Consider the following 24,353-nt stretch of genomic DNA (forward strand, 5'->3'; position numbering starts at 1 on the left):
GTGATTGAGCGGGCGTATGCCCGCTCGTTTTCCCTGTTAGCTGCACGTTGCCTCAAAGCAGGATGCGATACTTCGCAAACCCGGATTCGCCCTCGCCGGCCGGCTCGATCTTGAGCGATTTCACCCCAGATATGAAATCCTTCGCTTTGGGGCCGGTCTCGAACACGACGCTGGTGCCGGGCAGCGGCGTGAACGACCAATTGTCGTCGGCCGAGGGGTTGATCGTGCCTTCGCTGACGACGTAGCGCACGATCACGTCGCGGTTGGTGTCCGGCGCCTCGTAGATGATCTTCGAGGCATTGATGTCGGGGAAATTGCCGCCACCGCCGGCGCGGTAATTGTTGGTGGCGACGACGAATTTCGCTGCCGGATCAATAGGCTTGCCGTCGAAGCTGAGGCCGACGATGCGGTTCGAGCCGGCATTGGCGACGCCACCCTTGGCATCGTATTTCGGCGGCTGCGACAGGTCTATTCCGTAGCTGACGCCATCGATCACATCGAAATTGTAGGACGGGAATTCGGTGTCGATGAGCGCCTGGTCGGCCTTGCCCGGCTCGATCTTCCTGAAAATGCCGGCCGACATTTCCAGCCATTCCTTCACTTGCGCGCCGGTGATTTCGACGGCGCGCACCGTGTTCGGATAGAGATAGAGGTCGGCGACGTTCTTGATGGCGATGTCGCCCACCGGCACGTCGGTATAGTAGTCGGCGCCGTTGCGCCCGCCGGCCTTGAAGGGTGCTGCCGCCGACAGCAGCGGCACATCCTTCCACTGCGTGCTTTTTAATATGTCCTTGAGGTACCAGCTCTGCGCCTGGTTGACGATCTGCACCGACGGATCGTCGGCGACCAGCGCGAAATAGGAATAGAGCGGCGCCGAGGTCTTGCCGACCGGTCGGCGGACATAGGCAAGTGTCGCCTCATGGTCCGCCTTGAGCGCATCGACGACGCGCTGGTCGTCCGCCACCGTCGGCTTGTTTGCCTTGTCGACGCGCTCGTAGATCGGCCTTGCCTCAGATGTGGCCGAGGCTACGCGCCATTTCGATCCGTCCCGTTCCAGAAGCAGATCGATCAGTCCCATATGCGAGCCCCAGAAACCGCCCATCACGGCGGGCTTGCCCTGCAGCGTGCCTTTCTCGGTGTCGACGCCTTCGAGCGCCTGAAAATCCTTCTTGCCGGGGAAGACCAAATGCTGATGGCCGGTGAACACCGCATCGATGCCTTCGACGCCGGCGACGAAGAAGGAGGCGTTCTCCATGCCGTCGCCCTGCTTGATATCGATGCCGGAATGCGAGAGCGCGATGACGATGTCGGCGCCCTCCTCCTTGATCTGCGGCACCCATGCCCTGGCCGCCTCGACGATGTCGCGCGTCCTGACATTGCCTTCCAGGTTCTTCAGGTCCCAGACCATGATCTGCGGCGGCACGAAGCCGATGATGCCGATCTTGATCGGCTGCTCGACGCCCGACCCGTCCTTGATCTTCTTGTCGAGGATGACATAGGGCTTGAGGTAGAGCTTGTCGTCGCGCGGGTTGGCGGCAAGCTCGGTGCCGCGGATCAGATTGGCGCAGACGAAGGGGAAATTGGCTCCGCCCAGCACCTTGTCGAGGAACGACAGGCCGTAATTGAACTCGTGATTGCCGAGCGTCGAGCATTCATAGCCCAGCAGGTTCATGCCCTTCATGATCGGATGCAGATCGCCTTCCTTGAGGCCCTTCTCATAGGCGATGTAATCGCCCATCGGATTGCCCTGCAAAAGATCGCCATTGTCGATCAGCATCGCATTGGTGGCTTCCTTGCGCACCGCCGCGATCAGTGAGGCCGTCCGCGACAGGCCCATCGTGTCGTTGGCTTTGTCTGCGTAGTAGTCGTAAGGCAGCACATTCACATGGATGTCGGTGGTCTCCATGATCCTCAGATGCGCCTGATTGGCCTGCGCGCGGGCGGAAAACGGATGGAGCATGATCAGCGCCCCGCTGGCGGCCGTACCGGCAAGAAAACTACGGCGGGAGACGGGGTAATTGAGATGCGGCATTGGTTTTCCTTCCCAGCGACGTGACAAGATCCCAGCCCCGAGCGGAAGCTTCGCGCCGAAAACCGGCCATGTCCATCGGGAAGTCAGTCGATCAGCTAAAGGTGACGGTTGGATGAATATCCTTGGCCGCGGTTGAGAACCTCAGCCCTTGTCATCGTCGCCCTGGGTGATCAGCCGCGCGCTGCGCTGGCCGGTGAAATAGATCCATAGCCAGCTAAGCGACACCGAGAGCCGGTTGCGAAAACCGATCAGGAAGTAGATATGCGCCACGCCCCACAGCCACCAGGCAAGCCATCCCGTGAGCTTGATCGAGCCGAAATCGATCGCGGCTGCCCACTTGCCGATCGTCGCCAGGTCGCCGGCATGTTTGTAGCGGAAAGGGCGCGGCGCGCTATCGCCGGCCAGCCGCGCCCTGATCGTCGCGGCAACATGCTTGCCCTCCTGCTTGGCCGAGGGCGCCACGCCGGGCACCGGTTTGCCGTCCGGCCGCAAGACATGCGCGGTGTCTCCGATGACGAAGATTTCAGGACTGTTCGGCACGGTCAGATCGGGCTCGACCATTGCCCTGCCCGCCCGGTCCACCGGCGCGCCCAGCCACTCTCCCGCGGGTGAAGCCGCCACGCCGGCGGCCCACAGGATGGTTCGCGCCGGCAGATGCGTATCGCCAAAGACGACGCCTTCGGCATCGAGGCGCGTGACGGCGCGGCCAAGCTCGACCGTGACGCCCCGCCGCTCCAGCGCCTTGCGCGCATAGTCGGACAGCTTTGGCGCGAAATTGGCTAGGATCCTGTCTCCGGCCTCGACCAGCACCACACGCGCCTCACGCGTGTCGATGTTGCGGAATTCGCCGCGCAGCGTTTCATGCGCGAGTTCGACAATGGTGCCGGCAAGCTCCACGCCGGTCGGGCCGCCGCCGACGATGACCAGTGTCAGCAGTGCCTGGCGCTTGGCCGGATCGGTCTCGCGCTCGGCCTGCTCGAAGGCGAGCAGGATGCGCCGGCGAATGGTGGTTGCATCTTCAAGCGTCTTCAGCCCGGGCGCGAAAGGCTCCCATTCGTCGTGGCCGAAATAAGCATGACGCGCGCCGGTGGCGAGCACCAGCGTGTCGTAGGGAACAGAACTGCCGTCCTCAAGCAGCACGCATTTGCCTGGACGGTCGACGCCGGTGACGTTGCCGAGCAGGGTCGTCACGTCCTTGCGCTTGCGCAGCAGATGACGGATCGGCCAGGCAACTTCCGAGGTCGCCAGCGAGGTGGTCGCCACCTGGTAGAGCAGCGGCTGGAAAAGGTGATGGTTGCGCTGGTCGATCATGGTGATGCGCACGGGTGCGCCGGCCAGCGCCCGGGTGAGTTCGAGACCGCCGAACCCTGCGCCGACGACAACGACATGATGGCTGGTTTCACTCATCGCATTCACCCCTGTTTGTCTCCCTTTATCTAGTGATTTTTGTGCACCGCAACAATGTCGCGGCGCGCTAGACTGCCGCGCGTAAGGCTGCCCAGGACTCGTCGCCGGATGTCGCGAATGCCTATGTCGGCAAGCCTGGACGGGTATAGCCTTGCAGGGGCTGGAACCACGGGAGTGAAGCATGGCCAACGACGATGACAAAGATGGCAAAGGGCGGGCGCAATATTCTTCGCCGCCTTGCTTCATGCACGAACTCGATCCGGAATTTCGCGCGCCATTGACCGACTGGACCGATGTGCGCCGTTGGCGCAAGGCCGAGCGCGAGCGTCTGATCGCGGCACGGTTGGCGGTTTCGGCCGATGCGCGGGTGGCGATGTCGCGGGCTATCACCGAAGGCCTCGACGCGGCAATCGGCGACATTGCCGGCCGCATGGTCAGCCTCTACTGGCCGTTTCGCGGCGAGCCGGACCTGCGGTCGTGGATGGCGTCGATCAACCAGCGCGGCGGCCGCACGGCACTGCCCATCGTGATCGAGAAAGGCCAGCCGCTGATCTTCCGCGCTTATGTGCCTGGCGACCGGCTGGAAAAAGGCGTCTGGAACATCCCTATCCCCGCCGAAGGCGACCCGGTGCTGCCCGACATCGTCATCTCGCCGATCGTCGGCATCGACCCGCGAAACTACCGCCTGGGCTATGGCGGCGGCTTCTTCGACCGCACGCTGGCTGCCATGCCGTTCAAGCCATTGGTCATCGGCGTCGGCTACGAACTGCAGCGCATAGCCACCATCTACCCGCAGCCGCACGATATTCCGATGGATAGGCTGGTGACCGAGGCTGCTCAGGGCTAGGCCAGTTCCGGCTTCATGCCCATCGCCGTGCGATCGACGATCTCGCGCAGGGCAAACGACGAATTGATCTTGGTCACGTGCGGCATCGCCGACAGCCACTCCTTGTGGATGCGCTCATAGTCGACCAGATCCTTGGCGGCGATGCGCAGGATATAGTCGTATTCGCCCGACATCAGGTGGCAGGACAGCACATTGGGGCAGCGCTTGATCGCCGCCTCGAAATCCGACAGCGTCTTTTCGAATTGTCCCGACAGCGATATGTGCACGATCGCCGTCATCTGGTGGCCGAGCGCTGCATTCGAAAGCCGGGCGTGATAGCCGCGGATGGTGCCGGATTTCTCCAGATTGTCGAGCCGGCGCGAACAGGCCGACTGCGACAGGCCGACCCTTTCGGCGAGCGCCGCATTGGGTATGCGGCCATCCTTCTGCAGTGCCTCGAGAATGGCGATATCGATCCTGTCGAGCGGCATTGCTCGTGATTCCTGCGAAACTTCCTTGATTTCGCGCAACGATTATCGAAACGCGTGACCCCGCGCAAGCGCATTCGCAAACACCTGCGCAACGATTCGTGGTTCACTCGCTTGATACAGGGAACGAGCCCGAAGGGCCGGATCAGGAGAAGACTATGCGCGTCGGCTGCCCCAAGGAAATCAAGAACCACGAATACCGAGTCGGCCTGACGCCGGGCTCCGTCCGCGAATATGTCGCGCATGGCCATGAAGTGCTGGTCGAAAGCGGCGCCGGCGCCGGCATCGGCGCCGATGACAATGCCTACCGCGCCGCCGGCGCCACCATCGCCAGGACCGCCGCCGACGTGTTCGCCAAGTCGGACATGATCGTCAAGGTCAAGGAGCCGCAGCCCAACGAATGGGCGCAGCTGCGCGACGGTCAGATCCTCTACACCTATCTGCACCTGGCCCCCGATCCGGAGCAGACCAAGGGCCTGCTCGCGTCCGGCGTCACCGCAATCGCCTATGAGACCGTAACCGACGACCGCGGCGGCCTGCCGCTCTTGGCGCCGATGTCGGAAGTTGCCGGCCGCCTGTCGATCCAGGCCGGCGCGACCGCGCTGCAGAAGGCCAATGGTGGCCGCGGCGTGCTGCTCGGCGGCGTGCCCGGCGTACTGCCCGGCAAGGTCACGGTGCTCGGCGGCGGCGTCGTCGGCCTGCATGCCGCCCGCATGGCGGTCGGCCTCGGCGCCGACGTCACCATCATCGACCGCTCGATCCCGCGCCTGCGCCAGCTGGACGACCTCTTTACCGGCCGCGTCCACACCCGCTACTCCACAGTCGAGGCGCTTGAGGAAGAATGCTTCTCGGCCGACATCGTCGTCGGCGCCGTGCTCATCCCGGGTGCTGCTGCACCCAAGCTGGTCACTCGCGAAATGCTGTCGGGCATGAAGAAGGGCTCGGTGCTGGTCGACGTCGCTATCGACCAGGGCGGCTGCTTCGAGACTTCGCACGCCACCACCCATGCCGAGCCGACCTATGAGGTCGACGGCGTGATCCATTACTGCGTCGCCAACATGCCGGGCGCCGTGCCGGTGACCTCGGCGCACGCGCTCAACAACGCGACGCTGCATTATGGCCTGCAGCTGGCCGACAAGGGCCTGAAAGCGCTGGTCGACGACCACCATTTGCGCAACGGCCTCAATGTCCACAGGGGCAAGATCACCAATCGCGCCGTCGCCGAAGCACTCGGCTATGAGCTGGTCGAACCGAAAGTGGTTCTGGCTGCCTGACAGACGCCTTAATCGACTCAAGCAGTTCTGCCTCCCTCACCCGCCGGTTGCGCCGGCGGGTTTTTTATTGGCCGCGTGCTCACAAATTGCGGGCTCTAAGGCAACATCACGGCGAAACGGCCCGGCTTGGCGGTGCTTTTGCCTGCCGATGTGGCATTTTTGTCATTCCAATATTGGCGAGCGTCCTGTTAGAACACGGACGGGTTTGTTCTTATGCTAAGGGGCTAAAATGTTCATCTCTGCTAAATCCGTTCTTCTCGGGGCCGTTTCGGCAATGGCTTTGATATCGGTAGCGCATGCCGCCGATGTTGTGCAGCCGGTGGAAGAACCTGCCGGTTTCAACTGGAGCGGCGCCTATGTCGGCATCGGCGGCGGCTTCGGCGCCACCGTGCATCGCATCAGCGTCGACCCGGTGATCGACTTCAACGGGATCGGCGGCAACGGCGTGTTTGGCGAAATCACCGCCGGCTACGACTATATGGTCTCCGAGCGCTTCCTGCTCGGTGGCTTCATCGACGCCAACATCGGGAATATCGGTCCGTCGATCAGCCTTCCGGGCGCTGATATCGACCTGACGAACGCTTATGGCTTCGACGTCGGCTTGCGCGCCGGCTATCTCTTGAACCCCGATACGCTCGGCTATGTGCTCGGCGGCTACACCTGGAACCATTTCAAGCTCGAGGGTTCGGGCTTTGCCGACGGTCTCGATTTCACGGAGAACCGTGGCGGCTATGTCGTCGGCGTTGGCATGGAAACCGTGCTGCGCGGCAACTGGACGATTAAGACCGAGTACCGCTACGCCAACTATGGCGACGACTCGGTGGCTGACCTCGGCATTATTGGCGGCCCGGGAACCTCTCTGGATGTCGAGCCATCCAGCCACACCTTCCACATCGCGGCCAACTACCGCTTCGGCGCCCAGAATGGCGGCGGGGCCTCGTTTGCTGCTCCGACCTACAACTGGACCGGCTTCTATGTCGGCGGCGCGCTTGGTGCCGGCACCGTGGTGCATGACCTGACGCTCGCCAGCGCCCTCGAATTGGATGGCATCGGCGGCGAAGGCGTGTTCGGCGAGGCGAGCATCGGTTACGACCATGATTTCGGCGGCTGGGTCGCCGGCGTTCTGGTCGACGCCCGCTATTCCGGCATACGCTCGAAGCTGGACATTCCGGGTGGGTCGATCAAGGGCGATGCCGACTATGGCTTCGATGCCCTGGCCCGCATCGGCGCCAAGGTCAACGAATCGACGCTGGCCTATGTCCTCGGCGGTTACAGCTGGCAGCATTTCGACCTGCATGCCTCCTCGCCCGTTGGCGACATCGTCGACTGGGGATCGAGCGGCTTCTCGGTCGGTGGCGGCCTGGAAACGGCCGTTTCCAGCAACATGACGCTTGGTCTCGAATACCGCTATTCGCAGTATGAGAAAGAAGATTTCGGCTCGGGCGGCTTCCTCACCGACGAGCCTTCCTTCCAGACCGTTCGCGTCGGCGCGAAGTATAAATTCAACTAAACGCCGCACACACACGGCGAAGGCCCGTCGGTCAATTCCGGCGGGCTTTTTCTTTGCGCAAAATTCCTGGCGCCGGAATTGAACAGGCTGGCGGACATCAAAAAAGCGGAGCCAAAGCCCCGCTTCCTCGGTCATCGAGATCCCCGCCGGTTCATCCGCGGTCGGCAATCCATCGACGCTGGTCTTTTACCGAGAGAATGCGACGGGAGTACGACAAGTCCCAACCGCCATCGGCGTGCGTCGCCATGCCGGCGAGGATCGCGATGCTGTGTGAAGTGCTTCACATCCGCAATTCGAAAAGCATGCGCAGACAGGGATGCCAACTTGACGGATCGAGCCGTCACACGGTTCCCAACTGCCCGCCAGACCACCGGCGGGCATCTTTTTGTCAGAAACGCTCGATGCGGCACTGATAACAATTGTTGCGCGCCGAGCGGACGTGGACATAGGCGATGTCAGCGCGCTCAAACAGCGTCTCTGCCCGCGCCGCAATGCCGCCAGTCGGAATGACGCCGCCGCTGCCATAGACGATGCGGTCATCCGCACCATAGCCGCGCACGATATAGTCGCTGCTCTCAAGCATCTCTGGAAGCGCTTCTGTCTCGGCTGCGCGTTCGCATTCCTGCGCATGCAGGAAGATCGGTCCTGTCTCGGCGTAAGGCTGCAACGCCGGAAACGGCCGATAGGCCATGATCAGATAGCCATCGCCTTCGGCGACGTTTCTCAGGCAATGCCGGCACGGCACCCCGTCGCCATCTGAAACGTTCCGCTCCGGCGTTTGCCCGTAGGCGTCCGGCCCGCCGCGCTGCAGCGCTCTCACATCTTCTGTCGGCAAGGCTTTGAACTGGACGGTCATGGCTAAATCTCCGGTGTGGTTGACCGGAAATTATGCCCCCGCCGAGGTGCTTCCCACCCGATTCCTGTCAACTGTCAGCAGCCCGGCCAGTCTCAGGCCGGACTGCTTCGGCATTGGGCAGGTCCCGCGCCGGCTCAGCGGATGAAATCGTCGAAGCGGCGCAGCATCACCCGGCGCCTGCGCCAGTTCTCGTCCTGGGTCCGCACGAGCAGGAATTCCTCGCCATGAACGGTCGGTTCGGCCTTCAGTCGGAGAAAGTCACGGCCGCATGACGCTGGCCGAGCGCTCGGCGAACGACAGCGGATGCACGGTCTCCTTCTTTTGCGCCACCGGCGCAAAACCGAGCTTCTGGTAGAGCGGCAAGGCAGCCGGATGGTCGAGCGTGCAGGTCTGCACCGTTACCCGTTTCGGCCCATACGACCATGCTGCGGCAATCGCCGCACCGAGGAACCAACGGCCGATGCCTTGCCCGGTCGCATGTTCCATCATGCCGAAATAGGCGAGCTCGACTTCCTCTGGCAAATGCGGCTTGAGGTCGAAGAAACCGGCCGGCGCGCCGTCGAGATAAAGCACCCTGATGTCGCGGTCCTCGCGGTGGATCCCGGCGGCAAGCTCGTCATCGTCCAGCCTCAGCACATTGACCCAATGCCATTTGCGCCCGACCCGATCCATCAGATAGCGATAGAAATGCAGCGGAATGTCCTTGGTCCTGAGCAGCGCGATCTGCCTGTTGTAGGGCAAGGGCGGCGAATAGGCCGGCGGCACATGCATTTCCAGAAACGTGACCGTGACCTCGATGTCGTCCAGCGCGCCATTTTCCATCGCCATCATTCCTTGCCCGTCACCACGGGCGTGTCTGCCAGCCCGCCCCATTCCGTCCATGAGCCGTCGTAGAGCCGGTTGTCGGTGTGGCCGAGCGTCTCCAGCGCCAGAGTGACGACAGCCGCCGTGATGCCGGAACCGCAAGAGGTGACGACCGGTTTCGACAGATCGATACCGGCATCCTCAACGGCCTTGCGCAACTGGTCCTTCGACAACAGCGCGCCATCCTGTGACAGCGCCGAATAAGGCAAATTGTGCGCGCCGGGCATGTGGCCGGAGCGAACACCCGCGCGGGGCTCTGGCTCGGCGCCGGTGAAGCGGCCCGCGCCTCGGGCGTCCGCAATCTGGCTCTCGCCAGTCTCGACGATGCGGCGCATGTCGGCAAGGCTGGCGACGCGAGCGGCATCGAAATCGGCATGAAACACATTCGGCGCGATCTTGGTCGGCTCCGCCGTCACCGGCCGGCCCGCCGCCTTCCAGCGGTCGAAGCCGCCGTCGAGCACATAGACCTGGAACACGCCCATGACGCGGAACATCCACCAGGCGCGCGGCGCCGAGAAGAAACCCGGACCGTCATAGACGACAATGGTGTCGTCGGCCGAAATTCCCATGGCGCCTACATATTGCGCGAAATGCTGTGGCGAGGGCAGCGTGTGCGGCAGCTTGGCATCAGGATCGGAGGCCGCATCATGATCGAAGAATCGCGCACCCGGAATATGCGCAGCCTCATACTCGGCGCGCGCATCGCGCTTCTGCGCCGGCAGATACCAGGATGCATCGACGATCGTCAGGCCGGGCTCGCCAAGACGGCTCTGCAACCAGTCCGCATCGACGGTGAAAGGGCTGTCATCGGCCATTGTTCTTCTCCTGCTCCGCCTTGGCGAAGCATTGCTTCCTGTTGACCATGATCTTCCCCGAAAACCCGCTTCCACTTTTCGGGATCATGGTTCGTTCAAGCTACCGGCATTGGTCCGAAGCGAATGCGAAAACGCCGGTTTTCGCGGCCCTTCTTCTCGATCTTGCCGATATGGATTTCACCGACTTCGCCGGTGCTTTTGACATGGGTGCCGCCGCAGGGCTGGCTGTCGATCGAAGCGTTGTCGCCGATGCAGACCAGGCGGATCTTGCCGGTGCCGGCGGGCGGCCGGACATTCTTGGATTTCACCAGGCCAGGATTGGCTGCCAGTTCCTCGTCGGTGATCAGCCTGACGAAGATCGGATGATCGGCTCGCACCAGCTCCATCAGCCCGGCGGTGACGTCTTCCCTGGTGAAGCCGGCATCGGGAGCGTCGAAGTCGACGCGGCTGTCATCTTCGGAAACCGCAGCACCGGTAATCGGAAACGGACAGACTACGGTGAGCAAATGGCAAGCTGCGTGCATGCGCATCAGGAGATGCCGCCGCTCCCAGCCGATGGCGAGTTTCACCTGCTCGCCGACCTCGGGTGCCGGTTGCTCCGGCGCTGGCACATGGATGATCTCGTCCTTGGTCTCGCCGGTGATGGTGGCGGCAATGGCGATGCGGCTGCCGTCGGCGCGCTCTAATGTGCCGGTATCGCCAGGCTGGCCGCCCGATGTGGCATAGAAGATGGTCCGGTCGAGAATGATGCCGCCGCGCTCGTTGATGGCGACAACGGTGGCGTCAGCCGCTCTGAGATAGGCGTCGTCGCGAAACAGCGCTTCTGTTCTGTGCGCCATCAGGCGACCTTCTCATACGGCACCGGAATTGTGCTGCGCTCATCCATCCAGCCCGGCACCGGCAGGTTCTTCTCGCGCAGGAATTCCGGGTTGAACAGCTTCGACTGGTAGCGCGTGCCATAGTCGGCAAGGATGGTCACGATGGTGTGGCCGGGGCCAAGCTCGCGCGCCAGCCGTATCGCGCCGGCAATGTTGATGCCGGTCGAACCGCCGACGCACAGGCCTTCTTCCTGGATCAGGTCGAAGACGATCGGCAGCGCTTCCTCGTCCGGCACCTGGAACGAGAAGTCCGGCGTGAACCCATCGAGATTTGCCGTGATGCGCCCCTGCCCTATCCCTTCGGTGATCGAGCTGCCGTCGGACTTCAATTCGCCACTGGTGTAGAAGGAATAGAGCGCCGCACCCAGCGGATCGGCGAGCGCGATCTTGACGTTGCTGCTCCTGGCCTTCAGCCCGAAGGCGACGCCGGCCAGCGTTCCGCCCGAACCCACCGCCGAGACGAAACCGTCGACCTTGCCGCCGGTCTGCGTCCAGATTTCTTCCGCCGTGGTGCGGATATGGCCGTCGCGATTGGCAACGTTGTCGAACTGGTTGGCCCAGATCGCGCCGTTCGGCTCCGACCTCGCCATCTGCTCGGCCAACCGCCCCGACAGTTTCACGTAATTGTTGGGGTTCTTGTAAGGCACCGCCGGCACTTCGATCAGCTCGGCGCCAAGCAGCTTGATCGTGTCCTTCTTTTCCTGGCTCTGGGTGTCGGGAATGACGATCACTGTGCGATAGCCCAGCGCCTTGGCGACCAGCGTCAGGCCGATGCCGGTATTGCCTGCCGTGCCCTCGACGATGACGCCGCCCGGCTTCAACAGCCCGCGTTGTTCGGCGTCGCGGATTATGAACAGGCCGGCGCGATCCTTGACCGACTGGCCGGGGTTCATGAACTCGGCCTTGCCCAGGATCTCGCAGCCGGTCTGCTCCGAGGCCTTGTTGAGGCGGATCAGGGGCGTGTTGCCGATCGCTTCGATCACAGAACGGGGCATCCGGGATTCCTTATGTAGCTGCGGCGAGACCCTAGAAACCCGAAGCGTGCGTTTCAAGGCAAGAATTCGCCTGGTCCAGTCGCATTTCGGGCACTGCAATCTCCCGCGGCCGGACAACGCGCGATGACGATCATTTCAACCAGTACGGAAAAGCGCTCTTTTCATTCGATTTTTTCACCGCTAGAGCACTAATGACAGATCGGCAGGGCGCAGAATGACACTTTACCGGGCCAACCCGAAGCACGGCGTCGCCTGGATAACCGGCGGCAGCAGCGGCATCGGCCGTGCGCTGGCCAAGGACCTCGCGGCAAAGGGCTTTGTCGTCGCGGTCACCGCACTCGACGGCGACCCACTCGACGCGCTCATCGTCGAGACGGCGCAGATGCCGGGACGTGTCGTGGCCTACCCTTGCGACGTCATCGATGAGCCGCGCATGGCAAGCACGGTGGCGGCGATTGAAAAGGAGCTCGGGCCGATCGTGCTCGCCGTCTTCAACGCCGGCAACTACATCGCCACGCCCGGCGAAGACCTCAGGGTCCGCGACTTTCGCCAGACCTTCGAGGTCAACTATTTCGGTATCATCAATGGCCTCGTCCCGCTCATGGAGCGCATGCGCATCCGTGCGCGCGGCCATATCGTGCTTGTCGGATCGGTTACCGCCTATTTCGGCTGGCCGACCACGGCGGCCTATGGCGGCTCGAAGGCGGCGATCAACATCTTGGCCGAGTCGCTGAAATACGATTTCGACAAGATGAATGTCCGGATCCAAGTGATGAATCCGGGCTTCATCGACACCCCGCTGACGGAAAAGAACATGCTGCCGATGCCGGGGCTGATGCCGGTCAACCGCGCCTCGCGCCGCCTGCTGCGCGGCATCGAGCATGGCGGCTTCGAGGTTACCTTCCCTCACCGGCTGAGCTGGGGGCTGAAGCTGCTGGCACTGCTGCCAAGGCCAGTCTGCCGGTGGTTCATCAGCACGGCGACCCGCTGGACAGGGCGGCCGCTGAATTTCGACCGCAAGCCGCCGAACGAATAGCTGTCCACAGCCCGGCTGTTGCCTGACTGCACCGGCCGCCATAGCTTTAGAATTGTCGTAGAGTCTGAGATGGGGCGGCGGATCGTGCTTGCGGTGCTGGGCGTCGTCATCATCCTTGTCCTGGCCTTCCTGCTTGGTCCGCGCGTTCCCGTCGACACAACCATCAGATTCGACCCCAAGGTGATCGGCGACGATCCGCAAGCGTATATTGCGCGCGAAGAGGCTGCCGTGCCCAACGTCCGCGACGGGCTCGAGAAAGAAATCATCTGGGCCGATCCGATGGTTCACGCCAGGACGCCATTGGCGATCGTCTATATCCATGGCTTTTCGGCATCGAAGGGCGAGGTTCGCCCGCTGGCCGACGAGGTCGCCGACCAACTCGACGCCAACCTTTTCTACACCCGCCTCACCGGTCATGGGCAGGACGGCGCCGCTATGGCGCAAGGCAGCGTCAATGCCTGGATCAACGACTATGAGGAGGCGCTCGCCATCGGCCGGGCCATCGGCGACAAGGTGATCGTCATCGGCACCTCGACCGGCGGCTCGCTGGCGGCATGGGCGGCGATTGAGCCGGGTGCATCGGACGGCGTCGCTGCAATCGCATTCATCTCGCCGAATTTCGGCGTCAGGGCTTCAGGCGCCGAGCTGCTGACCCTGCCCTGGGGCAGGCAGATCGCCGAGTTCGTCGGCGGCAAGGAACGCAGCTTTCCGACCCGCAACGCGCTGCACGAGAAACTCTGGACGCACATATATCCAATGGCGGCCGTGCTGCCGATGGCGGCGCTGACCAACCTTGCCTACGGAGCGCCTGTGGAGAAGGCAACCATACCGGCGCTGTTCATCTTCTCGGATTCCGACAAGGTGGTGCGCCAGGATCGCACCCGCCAAATCGCCGGCCGCTGGGGCGCACCGCATGAACTGGTGCCCGTCGACGACAATGGCGATCCCGACGACCACGTCATTGCCGGCGACGCGCTGTCGCCCTCGACCACGGCATTCCTGGCGCAGCGGATCGTCGTGTGGGTTCAGGCAATTACCGGGCAGCCCTAAACGAAAAAGGACGGCCGAAGCATTGCCCCGGCCGTCCTCATATTCAATCGTCAGCAATCAAGCCAGGCTCGACGAGCCTGACCGGTTCGTCTGATCAGGCAGCCCGCGCCGCGGGCCGCTTGCCGCCGAAGCGGCGCTTGTTGTTGCCCTTGAAGGCCTTGGCGCCTTCCGGCTTGCGCTCGCTTGCACCCGCAAAGGCCGGCTTGTCACCAAAACGCTTCTTGGCGAAGCCGTTGTTCTGGCCACCGGGCCGCCTGCCGTCGCGACGGCCATTGCGGTCGTTGCGATCATTGGCGGGCTCGAAGCGCTCGTTCTTTTCGGCCGGATTGCGCACCGGATCCGGGCTGCCGAGATGGTCGGCAACGATCGGCAGCTTGCTGCGGATGATGCGCTCGACCTGACGCAGCTTGCTGTTTTCGGAAGGATCGCAAAGCGTGATGGCGATGCCGTCCATGCCGTTACGGCCGGTACGGCCGATGCGGTGGACATAGCTTTCGGCCTCATCCGGCAGGTCGAAATTCACCACATGGCTGATGCCGGGAACGTCGATGCCGCGCGCCGCGATGTCGGTCGCCACGAGAATGCGCACCGAGCCCTCGCGGAAATCGTTGAGCGCCTTCTGGCGGGCGTTCTGCGACTTGTTGCCGTGGATGACGGCGGCCTTGAAGCCGTCGCGTTCGAGGTCCTTGGTCACCCGGTCGGCGCCATGTTTGGTGCGCGAAAAGATGATGACGGACTTCATCGCTTCGTCGGCGAGCATCGTCGACAGCACCTGGCGCTTCTGCTTGGTGCGGGCAAAGACAACGCCCTGTACGATTTCGGCAGCAGCGGTGCTCTGCGGCGCGACTTCGACGCGGATCGGGTTCTTCAACAGGCCCTTCGCCAGTTCGGCGATTTCATTGGGCATGGTGGCCGAGAACAGCACCGTCTGACGGTCGGGCGCGGTCGCCTTGGCGATCCGCTTGACGTCGTTGATGAAGCCCATGTCGAGCATGCGGTCACCCTCGTCCAGCACCAGCCATTTGGTGTCGGAGAGAATGAGGTCGCCCTCGCGCACCAGGTCGGTCAGGCGGCCGGGCGTGGCGATCAGGATGTCGACGCCGGGCGCAACCTTCTTCACCTGGCTGAAGCGCGAGACGCCGCCAAGCACGAGAGCGGTCGAGACATGCGCGCCCTTGGCGAGGATCTTGATGGTGTCCTCGATCTGGACGGCGAGTTCGCGCGTCGGCGCCAGGATCAGCGCACGGGTGGTCTTGGCTCGGCGCTTGGTGCCGAGCGCGATGATCTTCGACAGGATCGGCAGCGCGAAGGCAGCGGTCTTGCCCGAGCCGGTCTGGGCGATGCCGAAGATATCACGGCCTTCCATCTGCGGCGGGATCGCCTGCGTCTGGATCGGCTTCGGCTGGGTGAAGCCGGCGCCATGCGTCGCCTTGAGCAGCGCGCCCGTAATTCCAAGGGCTGCGAAACCGGTGAGCTCCGCAGTGTTGCCGGTCGAGATAGCGTTACCGGCTGAGGTGTTTTCGTTGGTCAAAATAGTCTTCTTTCACGCGGTCTTGGCCGCAAATATCGATGGCGGCAGGGCGCAACCTGCCGTCGAAAATTTGATATGAAACGACAAGGCGGGCGGACGGAAACGTCCACTCGGCTGCGCTGTCGTGCCCGCAGGCGTCATGCCACGGGACTCTTTCGCCACTTCGTGATGTATCGGAAAGAGGGGCCGATATACCGGAAAGAGGGAAAACAGACGCAACCAGTCTCATTTGTCGAGAAGGCCGGAATCTCCGGCCCAAGCGCCTATGGGCTGCATATGGCTGAGTTCGCTCCGGAATACAAGGGGCCACATGTTGCAGCGCAATAATCGAGGCCGAAAGCGGCGCTTGCACACGCCTGCAGGCATCATTACCACAAATGCAGCTTCCATTTCTGGAGACCGAGCGATGAAGGATGTGCTGAAGGAACTCGAGCGCCGCCGCGAGATCGCCCGCATGGGCGGCGGCCAGACCCGCATCGACGCCCAGCACAAGAAGGGCAAGCTGACGGCGCGCGAACGTATCGAGGTCTTTCTCGACGAAGGCTCGTTCGAGGAGTTCGACATGTATGTCGAGCATCGCTCGACCGATTTCGGCATGGAGAAGACCAAGATCGCAGGCGATGGCGTCGTCACCGGCTGGGGCACGGTCAATGGCCGTCCGGTCTATCTCTTCGCCAAGGACTTTACCGTCTTCGGCGGCTCGCTGTCGGAGGCGCATGCCGAAAAGGTCATCAAGGTGCAAGAGATGGCGTTGCGCAACCGCGCGCCGATCATCGGTCTCTACGATGCCGGAGGCGCCCGCATCCAGGAAGGCGTGGCGGCGCTTGGCGGCTATGCCGAGATCTTTCAGCGCAACGTGCTGGCCTCCGGCGTCATACCGCAGATTTCCGTGATCATGGGGCCGTGCGCCGGCGGCGACGTCTATTCGCCTGCGATGACCGACTTCATCTTCATGGTGCGCGACACCTCTTATATGTTCGTCACCGGGCCGGATGTGGTGAAGACCGTAACCAACGAGACGGTGACGGCCGAGAGCCTTGGCGGCGCGTCCGTCCACACGACCAAATCCTCGATCGCCGATGGCGCCTACGACAATGACGTCGAGGCGCTGTTGCAGATGCGCCGGCTGGTCGATCTGCTGCCGGCGTCCAACACGTCGGAGCTTCCGGAGGTCGAATGCTATCAGTCGGTCACCGACCATGATCTGTCGCTCGACCGGCTGATCCCGGACAACGCCAACAAGCCCTATGATATCAAGGAGTTGATCCTCAAAGTTGCCGACGAAGGCGACTTCTTCGAGATCCAGCAGAACTTCGCCAAGAACATCGTCACCGGGTTTGGCCGCGTCGAGGGCCGTACCGTCGGCTTCGTCGCCAACCAGCCGATGGTGCTGGCCGGCGTGCTCGATTCCGACGCAAGCCGCAAGGCGGCGCGCTTCGTGCGCTTCTGCGACTGTTTTTCCATTCCCATCGTCACCTTCGTCGACGTGCCGGGCTTCCTGCCCGGCACCGCGCAGGAATATGGCGGCCTGATCAAGCATGGCGCGAAACTCCTGTTTGCCTACGCCGAGGCGACCGTGCCGAAAATCACGGTCATCACCCGCAAAGCCTATGGCGGCGCCTATGACGTGATGGCCTCAAAGCACCTGCGTGGCGACATGAACTATGCCTGGCCGACGGCGCAGATCGCGGTGATGGGGGCGAGAGGCGCGGTCGAGATCATCTACCGTAAGGATATCGGCGACGCCGAAAAGATCGCAGCCCACACAAAGTCTTACGAAGACCGCTTCCTGTCGCCCTTCGTCGCCGCCGAACGCGGCTATGTCGACGAGGTGATCATGCCGCATTCGACCCGCCGCCGCATCGCGCGGGCGCTGCGCATGCTGCGCAACAAGGACATGCAGAATCCCTGGAAGAAGCACGACAACATCCCGTTGTAACATCCAATGTCGCGACTGATCATCAGCGCCGGTCGGCGGTTTGGCAGGTTCACGGTCCTGTTTTTCGTTGTTCCCGCTCTCATCATCTTCTGCGTCTGGATGTCCCTGCTCGACAACCATCCAATCTGGTTTATCGCCAGCGGCTTCGTCGTCATGCCGATCGCCACCACGGCCTTGGCATTTCTGTTCGGCACATTGTTTGCGGGCTTCCGACGCAGCAAGATCAAAGGCGTCAGTGAAGCAGAAGCGCCCGGCCTGTGGGCGCTGTGGCGGAGCGTCGCCGGACCGCGCCGTGCTGCGCGCACGGTTGTCATACTAGAGGGCAACCTGAACGCCAGCGTGCGCGAAGAGCGCACGCTTCTCGGCCTTCTCGGCAATCGGCTGTTTCTAACCATTGGCATCCCTCTCCTCGCAGTGACCGATGAAAGAGCGCTTGCCGCGATCCTTGCCCATGAGGACGCGCATGTGCGCAACAAGGATACCAATGGCAGCCTCAATCTCGCTGAGTTCGAAAACGGTTTCGGATTTGTCTTCGAGTATGCCCCGCCCGGAACCACGATCACAGGCAGCCTGCTCCACGCCGCTATCGGCTGGCTGGCGCAATCGTTCGAGCGGGAAGAAATCCGGCTTTCGCGCGAAGCGGAGATCAAGGCAGATCGACACGCGGCATCCTCCGGCGACGCCGAGCACGCCGCACGCGCGCTGTTGCTTCTTGCCACGGCAGACGTGCATTTCACGGAGACGGTCTATGACCCTTTGCAGCATGAATTGCGAGGTGCTTTGCGTCCGCCGCGAGCGCCGCTCGAGCGCGTGCTGGAAGCTGCCGGCCAGCTGCGAGAACCCATTTGCCTCAATGTTTGCGCCCGCAAGGCGTGGGCAAGCCCGGATGACGCAAAGTCTACCCATCCATCATGGGCTCAACGGCTGGCGGCGCTTGGCTACACGGAGCCGCCCGACCTGGACCCGATCGCCGTGACCGCGCTCTCGACGCTGCTGAACTCGAGCGTAGCACAGCGGCATATTGCGGAATTCGACACCAAATGGACTGCGCGGATGGAAGACTATCTCCAGCGCTGAACTGGTGGTCGCCCAACTCGCAGGCTCACTCCTCTTCCGCCGCGCCGAACCCCGCATCCCTGGGGGCGCTGGTCGCGGTCGCCCAAGGCGTTGCGTGGTTGTCGATGCGCATCTGGAAGATGAAATAGGTCGGCGAGCAGTAGCCGATGCCTTTTACCTTGTCGGCGCCCGGCGTGTCCGGCGGCAGCGACTGGCACATATAATCCTCGCGGCAGAAATGATCGGCCGAACAGGCGGGACGGTTGCCGCGGTTGACCGCGCCGCCGAGGCACTGGTCGAAATTGTTGGTGGCGACGCAGGTGTCGAATTTCTTGCCGCCGACCATGCCGCAAATTTCCGATGGCATCGGCTTGCCCGTCTTGAAGGCGGCGAAGCTGCGGTCCTTGTCGTCGCAGGCGCGATAAGCGATGCCTGCCGGTACGCCGATTTTCGGTGGCCGGCAGGTGTAGGCGGTCCGCGAAAGGGTCGGCGCAAAAGCGGCGAACTGGCCGGTGATCTTGTAGCGGTCGTTGAACGGCTGAGACGGGTTGCTGGAGATCGACCCGGTCAGGCAGGGATGGCCCGAAAACATCTTTGGACTGTCCTTGGGCAACAGACATTGCGCCAGCGTGGTGCGCACGCCTGAGGCCGTCGCCAGCGGCGTGCAGACGGTGCCGCCACCGCATTGCCAAGTCGCGCCGAAGCGTTTTGCATCATCCGGCATCAGGCACGGCATCGCGATCTCGGCCGGGGCGTAGCCGACATCGCCGGCATCGGTCCATGTCGCCGGCGGCGCGAAGGACAGCGGCCGGTAGCGGTTCGGCTCCTTGCCTTCTTCCGTCGCGCGCAGCCAGGCCTCACGTCGCGGAATCTCGGCATGGAGATGCGGCGAGATGCCGACCTCGATCCGGTTGAGCGGCGACGTCGTTTTGTCGTCGAGGCCGATGAAGTGAAAGCCGGCCGTCGAGCCTGCCTGGTGGCAGCCCTGGCAGGCGCCATTGTCCAGCCGCTCGACCAGCGCCTCCGGTGTCCGCACCAGTTTCAGCGCCGCATAGTCCAGGCCGGCGAAATCCGCTGGCTGGAACAGCGGCGTGAACGGATGGTTGGCCCGTCTCGCGCTGCCGAAGGTCGACCACGAGATGATTTTCTTCGCCAGGAATTCGTCGGGGATTTCGTAGACGCCGAGATCGACGGCCGCGACATTGGCGCTGACGTAGTCGGCGAGCCTTTTCTTGAGTGCAGCATTGTCCGAGAGCCGCGCAACGTCAGGCGTATTCTCCAGCGGCTTCTCGCTGATGGCAGCGCCATCGATGCCGAAGATCCGCATCAGATAGGCCGCCTGCCCGCCGAACTCGGTCTCCTGGCCCGAGGGAAAGCGCACCACTTGCGCGTTGAGTTCGAGCTGTTTGAAAGTCAGTTCCTCCGGTGCCAGCGGCCCGCCGACCAGCCAGCCGGCATCGACGTTTTCGTCGATCTGCGGTGTCCAGCGCCCGGCAACGCCGACGCAGCCGCCATCGGCATCCGGCGCCACGCTGTAGACGGCGTTGAAATTGAATGGCAGCCGCGATGCCAGAACCTTGCCGTTCTTGCGGAAACTGTAGGCCAGGCGATAGACAAAGCGCACCTCGCCACAGCTCTTGTCACCTTGCAGCGCGGTGAAGTCACGCCGGTCCAGCCGGTTGACGACGCCGACCAGGCGGAAGCGCGCGGCCTCGGTCTTCAGCCAGCGCATATCCATGATGCGGCCGACATTGCCGTCGGTCACCTCGTAGAGCGTGCGCCCGCCGGCCTTTATCTCGGCCCGCAGCGTGGCAATATCGGTCGCCACCATGTCGACAACGGCACGATAGGCCGGCACCTCACTGTAGAGCGTCTTCAGATCGTCCGCGCCGTCGACGGCGAAAATGCCGGCGAAGCCAAACCCCTTGGCATCGAGGGCGGCGAGCACCGCCGGATCGTCGACGATGGTCACCGGCTGCTCAGCGCGCACGCCATGCGAGGCGAACAGCGCGATGATGGCTGCAATGGCGAGCGCGAAACGCTTCATCCGATCGGCACCTTCTGCCGTGCCTCGACAAGTTCACGCAGCACCGGCACCAGCGCCAGCGGCAGATCCTCGGCGATCAGACCCGGTCCGAAGCGGCTGCCGGCCTCGGCATGGATCCAGACCGCTGCGCAGGCGGCCTCGAATGCCTGCATGCCCTGCGCCAGCAGCGCGGCGACAATGCCCGCCAGCACGTCGCCGGAACCGGCGGTGGCGAGCCATGGTGCACCATTGGCGTTGATCACCGCGCGGCCGTCCGGCGCCGCGATGACGGTGTCGGCGCCCTTGTAGACCATGATGGCGTTGGCTCGTTCAGCGGCTGCGCGCGCCTTGGCGAGTTTCGACTGCTTCTTGTCCTTCGCGATGTCGGGAAAAAGTCTGGCGAATTCGCCTTCATGCGGCGTCAGCACCAATACCGGCGCCAACGGGAGCAGCGCGGCGTCGAACAGGGCCTGAGGCTGATGCGCCAATGACGTGATGGCGTCAGCATCCAAGACAATGGCAGGGCGCTGAATTCCGAATGAACTCGTCGACGTGCGGTTTAGGTCAGCGACCGTCGCGATCAATTGCAACGCGAAATCCCCCACTTTGGGTTTCGGCCCGAGCCCTGGTCCGAACACAAGTACTTCGGGGTGCCTCGCCGACAAAAATTCCTGCACTTCCTCCATCGAACCGGCCTCGCGCAGCATGATCGATGTCAGATGCGCGGCGTTTACCTGCATGGCATTTTCAGGCGAGAGCACGGTCACCGCCCCTGCCCCGGCTCTGGCTGCAGCCATCGCCGACAGCCGCGCCGCACCTGTCGCGCTCGGCCCGCCGGAAAAGACGCTGACGTGGCCGCGCTTATACTTATGTGTATCGACCGCCGTTTTCGGAAAACAGTATAGCCAGAAGTCAGGCGTGTTCTCGAACGTCTTGATCTTGAACTCATCGACGATCGCATCCGGAATGCCGATATCGGCGACGATGATCTCGCCGCAGAGGCTGCGCCCCGGCATCAGCAGATGGCCGGGCTTTTTCCGCACGAACGTCACCGTCACGTCGGCCTTGAAATAAGCGTTGCTCAAGCCGGTCTCGCCCGACACACCAGAAGGCAGATCGATTGACACCACAGGCACGCGCTCCGCCGCGGCCAATCCTGAGACGGCAGAGGCATGCAGGGATATCTTCTTCGACAATCCCGCACCATAGAGCGCGTCCACGACGACTTCACCCGGTTCCGGGTAGCAGTGTCCGATGTGCTCGACCGGCAGATTGCAGGCCTCGGAAGCTCGCGCCGCATCACTCCCGGGCTTCTGCTTGCCTTCGGCCCAGAGCGTCACATTCACACCAGCCTCGGCCAGCAACCGCGCTACAACATAGCCGTCGCCACCATTATTGCCGGGGCCGCACAGCACGTGCACGCGGCTTGCTGCGGGATAGCGTGCCAGGACCACAGCAGCGACCGCTTCGCCGGCGCGCTGCATCAGGCCATAGCCGTCGAGCGGACCGGCCGCGATCGCCAGCCGGTCGACCTCGCCCATCTCGGCCGGCGACAGGACTTCATTGCTCATGGATTGCCGATCCCGCATTTCGTTCAAGGCCGACCCTTTGTCCCTATCGAGCATTGTCCAGTTTCGGATTCGAAGCAAACGGCCAGGTGCTGCGTTGGCGTGCGGCCAATCCTTTCGCAGACTGGTGCCACGGATCCGCGCGGGCCTGCAAAATGCGCAATCTGCCTAATTATCGTGCAGACGCCCGAAGCGGCAATGTGTAGGCTTCGGGCAGCTTTGCCGCAGCCGAAGCAGAGGATGACGCGAATGTGCATCCCGGCGCGGCGCGGCATTGGAATTGCGCGAAACCGCTTCGCGTGGGCTGAAATTGGCACAGTTCGTGCTTGATGGAGGCGCAAGCGGGGCGCACAACCCGTTTTTTTGGCAGTGGAGGCCACTTTTTACATGAAAAAGATCGAAGCGATCATCAAGCCGTTCAAGCTAGACGAAGTGAAGGAAGCGCTTCAGGAGGCCGGTCTGCAAGGCATTACCGTGACCGAGGCCAAGGGCTTTGGCCGCCAGAAAGGCCATACCGAACTCTATCGCGGCGCCGAATATGTCGTCGACTTCCTGCCCAAGGTGAAGATCGAAGTCGTGCTGGGCGACGACGCCGTCGAAGGCGCCATCGAAGCCATCCGCAAGGCGGCGCAGACCGGCCGCATCGGCGACGGCAAGATCTTCGTCTCCAACATCGAGGAGGTCGTTCGCATCCGCACCGGCGAAACGGGGATGGACGCCGTCTGAGCTTTCTGATTTCAGATTAACGTCTCCTCGAAACGTCATCACACAGGGAAGAAACGACATGACGACAGCCAAAGACATCATGAAGCAGATCAAGGACAACGACGTGAAATTCGTCGACCTGCGCTTCACCGATCCGAAGGGCAAGCTGCAGCACGTGACGATGGATGTCATCGAGGTCGAGGAAGACATGTTCGCCGACGGCGTCATGTTCGACGGCTCCTCGATCGCCGGCTGGAAGGCGATCAACGAGTCCGACATGGTGCTGATGCCCGATGCGGACACCGTCCACATGGATCCGTTCTTCGCCCAGTCGACCATGGTCATCCTGTGCGACATTCTCGATCCGGTCTCCGGCGAATCCTACAACCGCGATCCGCGCGGCACTGCCAAGAAGGCCGAGGCCTACATGAAGGCCGAAGGCATCGGCGACACCATCTATGTCGGCCCCGAAGCCGAGTTCTTCGTCTTCGACGACGTCAAGTACAAGGCCGATCCCTACAACACCGGGTTCAAGCTGGACTCGACCGAACTTCCGTCCAATGACGACACCGACTACGAGACCGGCAATCTCGGCCACCGCCCGCGCGTCAAGGGCGGCTACTTCCCTGTGCCGCCGATCGACAGCGCGCAGGACATGCGCTCCGAAATGCTGACCGTGCTCGCCGAAATGGGCGTGCGCGTCGAAAAACACCATCACGAGGTTGCCGCTGCCCAGCACGAGCTCGGCATCAAGTTCGACACGCTGGTCCGCAACGCCGACAAGATGCTGATCTACAAATATGTCGTGCACCAGGTCGCCAACGCCTATGGCAAGACGGCCACCTTCATGCCGAAGCCGATTTTCGGCGACAACGGCTCGGGCATGCACGTCCACCAGTCGATCTGGAAGAACGGCAAGCCGACCTTCGCCGGCAATGAATATGCCGGCCTGTCGGAGTCGTGCCTGTTCTACATCGGCGGCATCATCAAGCACGCCAAGGCGATCAACGCCTTCACCAACCCGCTGACCAACTCCTACAAGCGCCTTGTGCCTGGCTATGAAGCCCCGGTGCTGCTCGCCTACTCCGCGCGCAACCGTTCGGCCTCCTGCCGCATTCCGTTCGGCTCGTCCCCGAAAGCCAAGCGCGTCGAGGTCCGCTTCCCCGATCCAGGCGCGAACCCCTACCTCGCTTTCGCCGCCATGCTGATGGCCGGCCTCGACGGCATCAAGAACAAGATCCACCCGGGACAGCCGATGGACAAGGATCTTTACGATCTGCCGCCGAAGGAACTGAAGAAGATTCCGACCGTCTGCGGTTCGCTGCGCGAAGCGCTGCAGAGCCTCGACAAGGACCGCGGCTTCCTGAAGGCCGGCGGCGTCTTCGACGACGACCAGATCGACTCCTACATCGAGCTCAAGATGGCCGAAGTGATGCGCTTCGAAATGACCCCGCATCCGGTCGAATACGACATGTACTATTCGGTCTGAACGATTAG

Annotated in this window: 20 protein-coding genes; 9 read left to right on the forward strand and 11 right to left on the reverse strand. The window is 62.8% G+C overall.

All coding sequences use genetic code 11. The features are described from left to right. Positions 1 to 52: 52 nt before the first annotated feature. Both NLY37_RS09310 and NLY37_RS09315 read right to left on the reverse strand, forming a co-directional pair. Positions 53 to 2,032, reverse strand: coding sequence for a bifunctional 2',3'-cyclic-nucleotide 2'-phosphodiesterase/3'-nucleotidase (locus NLY37_RS09310; RefSeq protein ID WP_023743029.1), 1,980 nt, complete (start codon positions 2,030 to 2,032; stop codon positions 53 to 55). Between the two features lie 141 nt (positions 2,033 to 2,173). Further along, the gene (locus tag NLY37_RS09315; RefSeq protein ID WP_023743030.1) at positions 2,174 to 3,439 is read right to left on the reverse strand and encodes an NAD(P)/FAD-dependent oxidoreductase; all 1,266 of its coding nucleotides are present in this window, start codon (positions 3,437 to 3,439) and stop codon (positions 2,174 to 2,176) included. Between the two features lie 181 nt (positions 3,440 to 3,620). Between NLY37_RS09315 and NLY37_RS09320 the strand changes: the two genes are divergently transcribed. Continuing rightward, positions 3,621 to 4,286, forward strand: coding sequence for a 5-formyltetrahydrofolate cyclo-ligase (locus tag NLY37_RS09320; protein WP_023743031.1), 666 nt, complete (start codon positions 3,621 to 3,623; stop codon positions 4,284 to 4,286). On the opposite strand, the gene NLY37_RS09325 is transcribed toward NLY37_RS09320, so the two are convergent. Further along, the gene (locus tag NLY37_RS09325) at positions 4,283 to 4,756 is read right to left on the reverse strand and encodes an Lrp/AsnC family transcriptional regulator (protein ID WP_023668897.1); all 474 of its coding nucleotides are present in this window, start codon (positions 4,754 to 4,756) and stop codon (positions 4,283 to 4,285) included. The two genes, NLY37_RS09320 and NLY37_RS09325, sit on opposite strands and share 4 nt — an antisense overlap. Before the next feature lie 155 nt (positions 4,757 to 4,911). On the opposite strand from NLY37_RS09325, the gene ald reads away from it, so the two are divergent. Together ald and NLY37_RS09335 are read left to right on the forward strand one after the other, a co-directional pair. Next, complete coding sequence (gene ald / locus NLY37_RS09330; protein WP_023688436.1) at positions 4,912 to 6,027, forward strand: alanine dehydrogenase; 1,116 nt, start codon at positions 4,912 to 4,914, stop codon at positions 6,025 to 6,027. Positions 6,028 to 6,301: 274 nt separating this feature from the next. Then, positions 6,302 to 7,537 carry an outer membrane protein gene (locus tag NLY37_RS09335; protein WP_286442187.1) on the forward strand — a complete coding sequence of 412 codons (1,236 nt, stop codon included), beginning with the start codon at positions 6,302 to 6,304 and terminating at the stop codon, positions 7,535 to 7,537. A gap of 388 nt (positions 7,538 to 7,925) precedes the next feature. Here NLY37_RS09335 and NLY37_RS09340 read toward each other — a convergent pair whose 3' ends face one another. The 5 genes from NLY37_RS09340 to NLY37_RS09365 form a co-directional block, all read right to left on the reverse strand. After that, a complete protein-coding gene (locus NLY37_RS09340) occupies positions 7,926 to 8,393 on the reverse strand; it encodes a DUF1203 domain-containing protein (protein WP_023743033.1) in 468 nt (155 codons plus the stop codon). A 258-nt stretch (positions 8,394 to 8,651) separates the two neighbouring features. Then, a complete protein-coding gene (locus NLY37_RS09350; protein WP_023682574.1) occupies positions 8,652 to 9,215 on the reverse strand; it encodes a GNAT family N-acetyltransferase in 564 nt (187 codons plus the stop codon). 5 nt (positions 9,216 to 9,220) lie between these two features. Continuing rightward, complete coding sequence (sseA, locus tag NLY37_RS09355) at positions 9,221 to 10,072, reverse strand: 3-mercaptopyruvate sulfurtransferase (protein ID WP_023691267.1); 852 nt, start codon at positions 10,070 to 10,072, stop codon at positions 9,221 to 9,223. Positions 10,073 to 10,167: 95 nt separating this feature from the next. Next, positions 10,168 to 10,911 carry an alanyl-tRNA editing protein gene (locus tag NLY37_RS09360; protein WP_023743034.1) on the reverse strand — a complete coding sequence of 248 codons (744 nt, stop codon included), beginning with the start codon at positions 10,909 to 10,911 and terminating at the stop codon, positions 10,168 to 10,170. Then, positions 10,911 to 11,945: a cysteine synthase A gene (locus tag NLY37_RS09365; protein ID WP_023672785.1), complete on the reverse strand. Its 1,035-nt coding sequence runs from the start codon at positions 11,943 to 11,945 to the stop codon at positions 10,911 to 10,913. Before NLY37_RS09365 ends, NLY37_RS09360 begins: the two co-directional genes overlap by 1 nt. A 214-nt stretch (positions 11,946 to 12,159) precedes the next feature. Between NLY37_RS09365 and NLY37_RS09370 the strand changes: the two genes are divergently transcribed. Together NLY37_RS09370 and NLY37_RS09375 are read left to right on the forward strand one after the other, a co-directional pair. After that, positions 12,160 to 12,981: an SDR family oxidoreductase gene (locus NLY37_RS09370; RefSeq protein ID WP_023743035.1), complete on the forward strand. Its 822-nt coding sequence runs from the start codon at positions 12,160 to 12,162 to the stop codon at positions 12,979 to 12,981. A gap of 69 nt (positions 12,982 to 13,050) precedes the next feature. After that, positions 13,051 to 14,031 carry an alpha/beta hydrolase gene (locus tag NLY37_RS09375; protein ID WP_023743036.1) on the forward strand — a complete coding sequence of 327 codons (981 nt, stop codon included), beginning with the start codon at positions 13,051 to 13,053 and terminating at the stop codon, positions 14,029 to 14,031. Between the two features lie 94 nt (positions 14,032 to 14,125). Here the strand turns inward: NLY37_RS09375 and NLY37_RS09380 are convergent, their stop codons facing one another. Further along, positions 14,126 to 15,562: a DEAD/DEAH box helicase gene (locus NLY37_RS09380; RefSeq protein WP_502882104.1), complete on the reverse strand. Its 1,437-nt coding sequence runs from the start codon at positions 15,560 to 15,562 to the stop codon at positions 14,126 to 14,128. 406 nt (positions 15,563 to 15,968) lie between these two features. On the opposite strand from NLY37_RS09380, the gene NLY37_RS09385 reads away from it, so the two are divergent. Beyond that, a complete protein-coding gene (locus tag NLY37_RS09385) occupies positions 15,969 to 17,501 on the forward strand; it encodes an acyl-CoA carboxylase subunit beta (protein ID WP_023743038.1) in 1,533 nt (510 codons plus the stop codon). 6 nt (positions 17,502 to 17,507) lie between these two features. Continuing rightward, on the forward strand, positions 17,508 to 18,578 hold the full coding sequence (locus NLY37_RS09390) for a M48 family metallopeptidase (RefSeq protein WP_023743039.1): 1,071 nt from the start codon (positions 17,508 to 17,510) through the stop codon (positions 18,576 to 18,578). A 25-nt stretch (positions 18,579 to 18,603) separates the two neighbouring features. Here NLY37_RS09390 and NLY37_RS09395 read toward each other — a convergent pair whose 3' ends face one another. Further along, positions 18,604 to 20,604, reverse strand: coding sequence for a hypothetical protein (locus tag NLY37_RS09395; protein WP_023714168.1), 2,001 nt, complete (start codon positions 20,602 to 20,604; stop codon positions 18,604 to 18,606). Continuing rightward, positions 20,601 to 22,154 (reverse strand): bifunctional ADP-dependent NAD(P)H-hydrate dehydratase/NAD(P)H-hydrate epimerase, encoded by a 1,554-nt coding sequence (locus NLY37_RS09400; protein WP_023743040.1) that lies wholly within the window; start codon positions 22,152 to 22,154, stop codon positions 20,601 to 20,603. The genes NLY37_RS09395 and NLY37_RS09400 overlap by 4 nt, the downstream gene beginning before the upstream one ends. 384 nt (positions 22,155 to 22,538) lie before the next feature. Here NLY37_RS09400 and NLY37_RS09405 point away from each other — a divergent pair, with 384 nt between their 5' ends. After that, positions 22,539 to 22,877, forward strand: a complete 339-nt coding sequence (locus tag NLY37_RS09405; RefSeq protein WP_006205430.1) for a P-II family nitrogen regulator — start codon at positions 22,539 to 22,541, stop codon at positions 22,875 to 22,877. 58 nt (positions 22,878 to 22,935) lie between these two features. Then, positions 22,936 to 24,345, forward strand: a complete 1,410-nt coding sequence (gene glnA, locus NLY37_RS09410; protein ID WP_023672775.1) for a type I glutamate--ammonia ligase — start codon at positions 22,936 to 22,938, stop codon at positions 24,343 to 24,345. The last annotated feature ends 8 nt before the right edge of the window (positions 24,346 to 24,353 follow it).

The sequence above is a fragment of the Mesorhizobium sp. C395A genome, assembly GCF_030323205.1.
In the GTDB taxonomy this organism is placed as follows: Bacteria; Pseudomonadota; Alphaproteobacteria; order Rhizobiales; family Rhizobiaceae; genus Mesorhizobium.

Excerpts from the sequence above, each read along its gene's own strand:
- NLY37_RS09350 (WP_023682574.1), bottom strand. The coding sequence starts at position 9,215 with ATGGAAAATGGCGCGCTGGACGACATCGAGGTCACGGTCACGTTTCTG.
- NLY37_RS09365 (WP_023672785.1), bottom strand. The coding sequence starts at position 11,945 with ATGCCCCGTTCTGTGATCGAAGCGATCGGCAACACGCCCCTGATCCGC.
- ald (WP_023688436.1), top strand. The coding sequence starts at position 4,912 with ATGCGCGTCGGCTGCCCCAAGGAAATCAAGAACCACGAATACCGAGTC.
- NLY37_RS09405 (WP_006205430.1), top strand. The coding sequence starts at position 22,539 with ATGAAAAAGATCGAAGCGATCATCAAGCCGTTCAAGCTAGACGAAGTG.
- NLY37_RS09385 (WP_023743038.1), top strand. The coding sequence starts at position 15,969 with ATGAAGGATGTGCTGAAGGAACTCGAGCGCCGCCGCGAGATCGCCCGC.
- NLY37_RS09320 (WP_023743031.1), top strand. The coding sequence starts at position 3,621 with ATGGCCAACGACGATGACAAAGATGGCAAAGGGCGGGCGCAATATTCT.
- NLY37_RS09370 (WP_023743035.1), top strand. The coding sequence starts at position 12,160 with ATGACACTTTACCGGGCCAACCCGAAGCACGGCGTCGCCTGGATAACC.
- NLY37_RS09390 (WP_023743039.1), top strand. The coding sequence starts at position 17,508 with ATGTCGCGACTGATCATCAGCGCCGGTCGGCGGTTTGGCAGGTTCACG.
- NLY37_RS09340 (WP_023743033.1), bottom strand. The coding sequence starts at position 8,393 with ATGACCGTCCAGTTCAAAGCCTTGCCGACAGAAGATGTGAGAGCGCTG.
- NLY37_RS09325 (WP_023668897.1), bottom strand. The coding sequence starts at position 4,756 with ATGCCGCTCGACAGGATCGATATCGCCATTCTCGAGGCACTGCAGAAG.
- NLY37_RS09360 (WP_023743034.1), bottom strand. The coding sequence starts at position 10,911 with ATGGCGCACAGAACAGAAGCGCTGTTTCGCGACGACGCCTATCTCAGA.
- NLY37_RS09375 (WP_023743036.1), top strand. The coding sequence starts at position 13,051 with ATGGGGCGGCGGATCGTGCTTGCGGTGCTGGGCGTCGTCATCATCCTT.
- NLY37_RS09395 (WP_023714168.1), bottom strand. The coding sequence starts at position 20,604 with ATGAAGCGTTTCGCGCTCGCCATTGCAGCCATCATCGCGCTGTTCGCC.
- NLY37_RS09310 (WP_023743029.1), bottom strand. The coding sequence starts at position 2,032 with ATGCCGCATCTCAATTACCCCGTCTCCCGCCGTAGTTTTCTTGCCGGT.
- NLY37_RS09400 (WP_023743040.1), bottom strand. The coding sequence starts at position 22,154 with ATGAGCAATGAAGTCCTGTCGCCGGCCGAGATGGGCGAGGTCGACCGG.
- NLY37_RS09315 (WP_023743030.1), bottom strand. The coding sequence starts at position 3,439 with ATGAGTGAAACCAGCCATCATGTCGTTGTCGTCGGCGCAGGGTTCGGC.
- sseA (WP_023691267.1), bottom strand. The coding sequence starts at position 10,072 with ATGGCCGATGACAGCCCTTTCACCGTCGATGCGGACTGGTTGCAGAGC.
- glnA (WP_023672775.1), top strand. The coding sequence starts at position 22,936 with ATGACGACAGCCAAAGACATCATGAAGCAGATCAAGGACAACGACGTG.
- NLY37_RS09335 (WP_286442187.1), top strand. The coding sequence starts at position 6,302 with ATGGCTTTGATATCGGTAGCGCATGCCGCCGATGTTGTGCAGCCGGTG.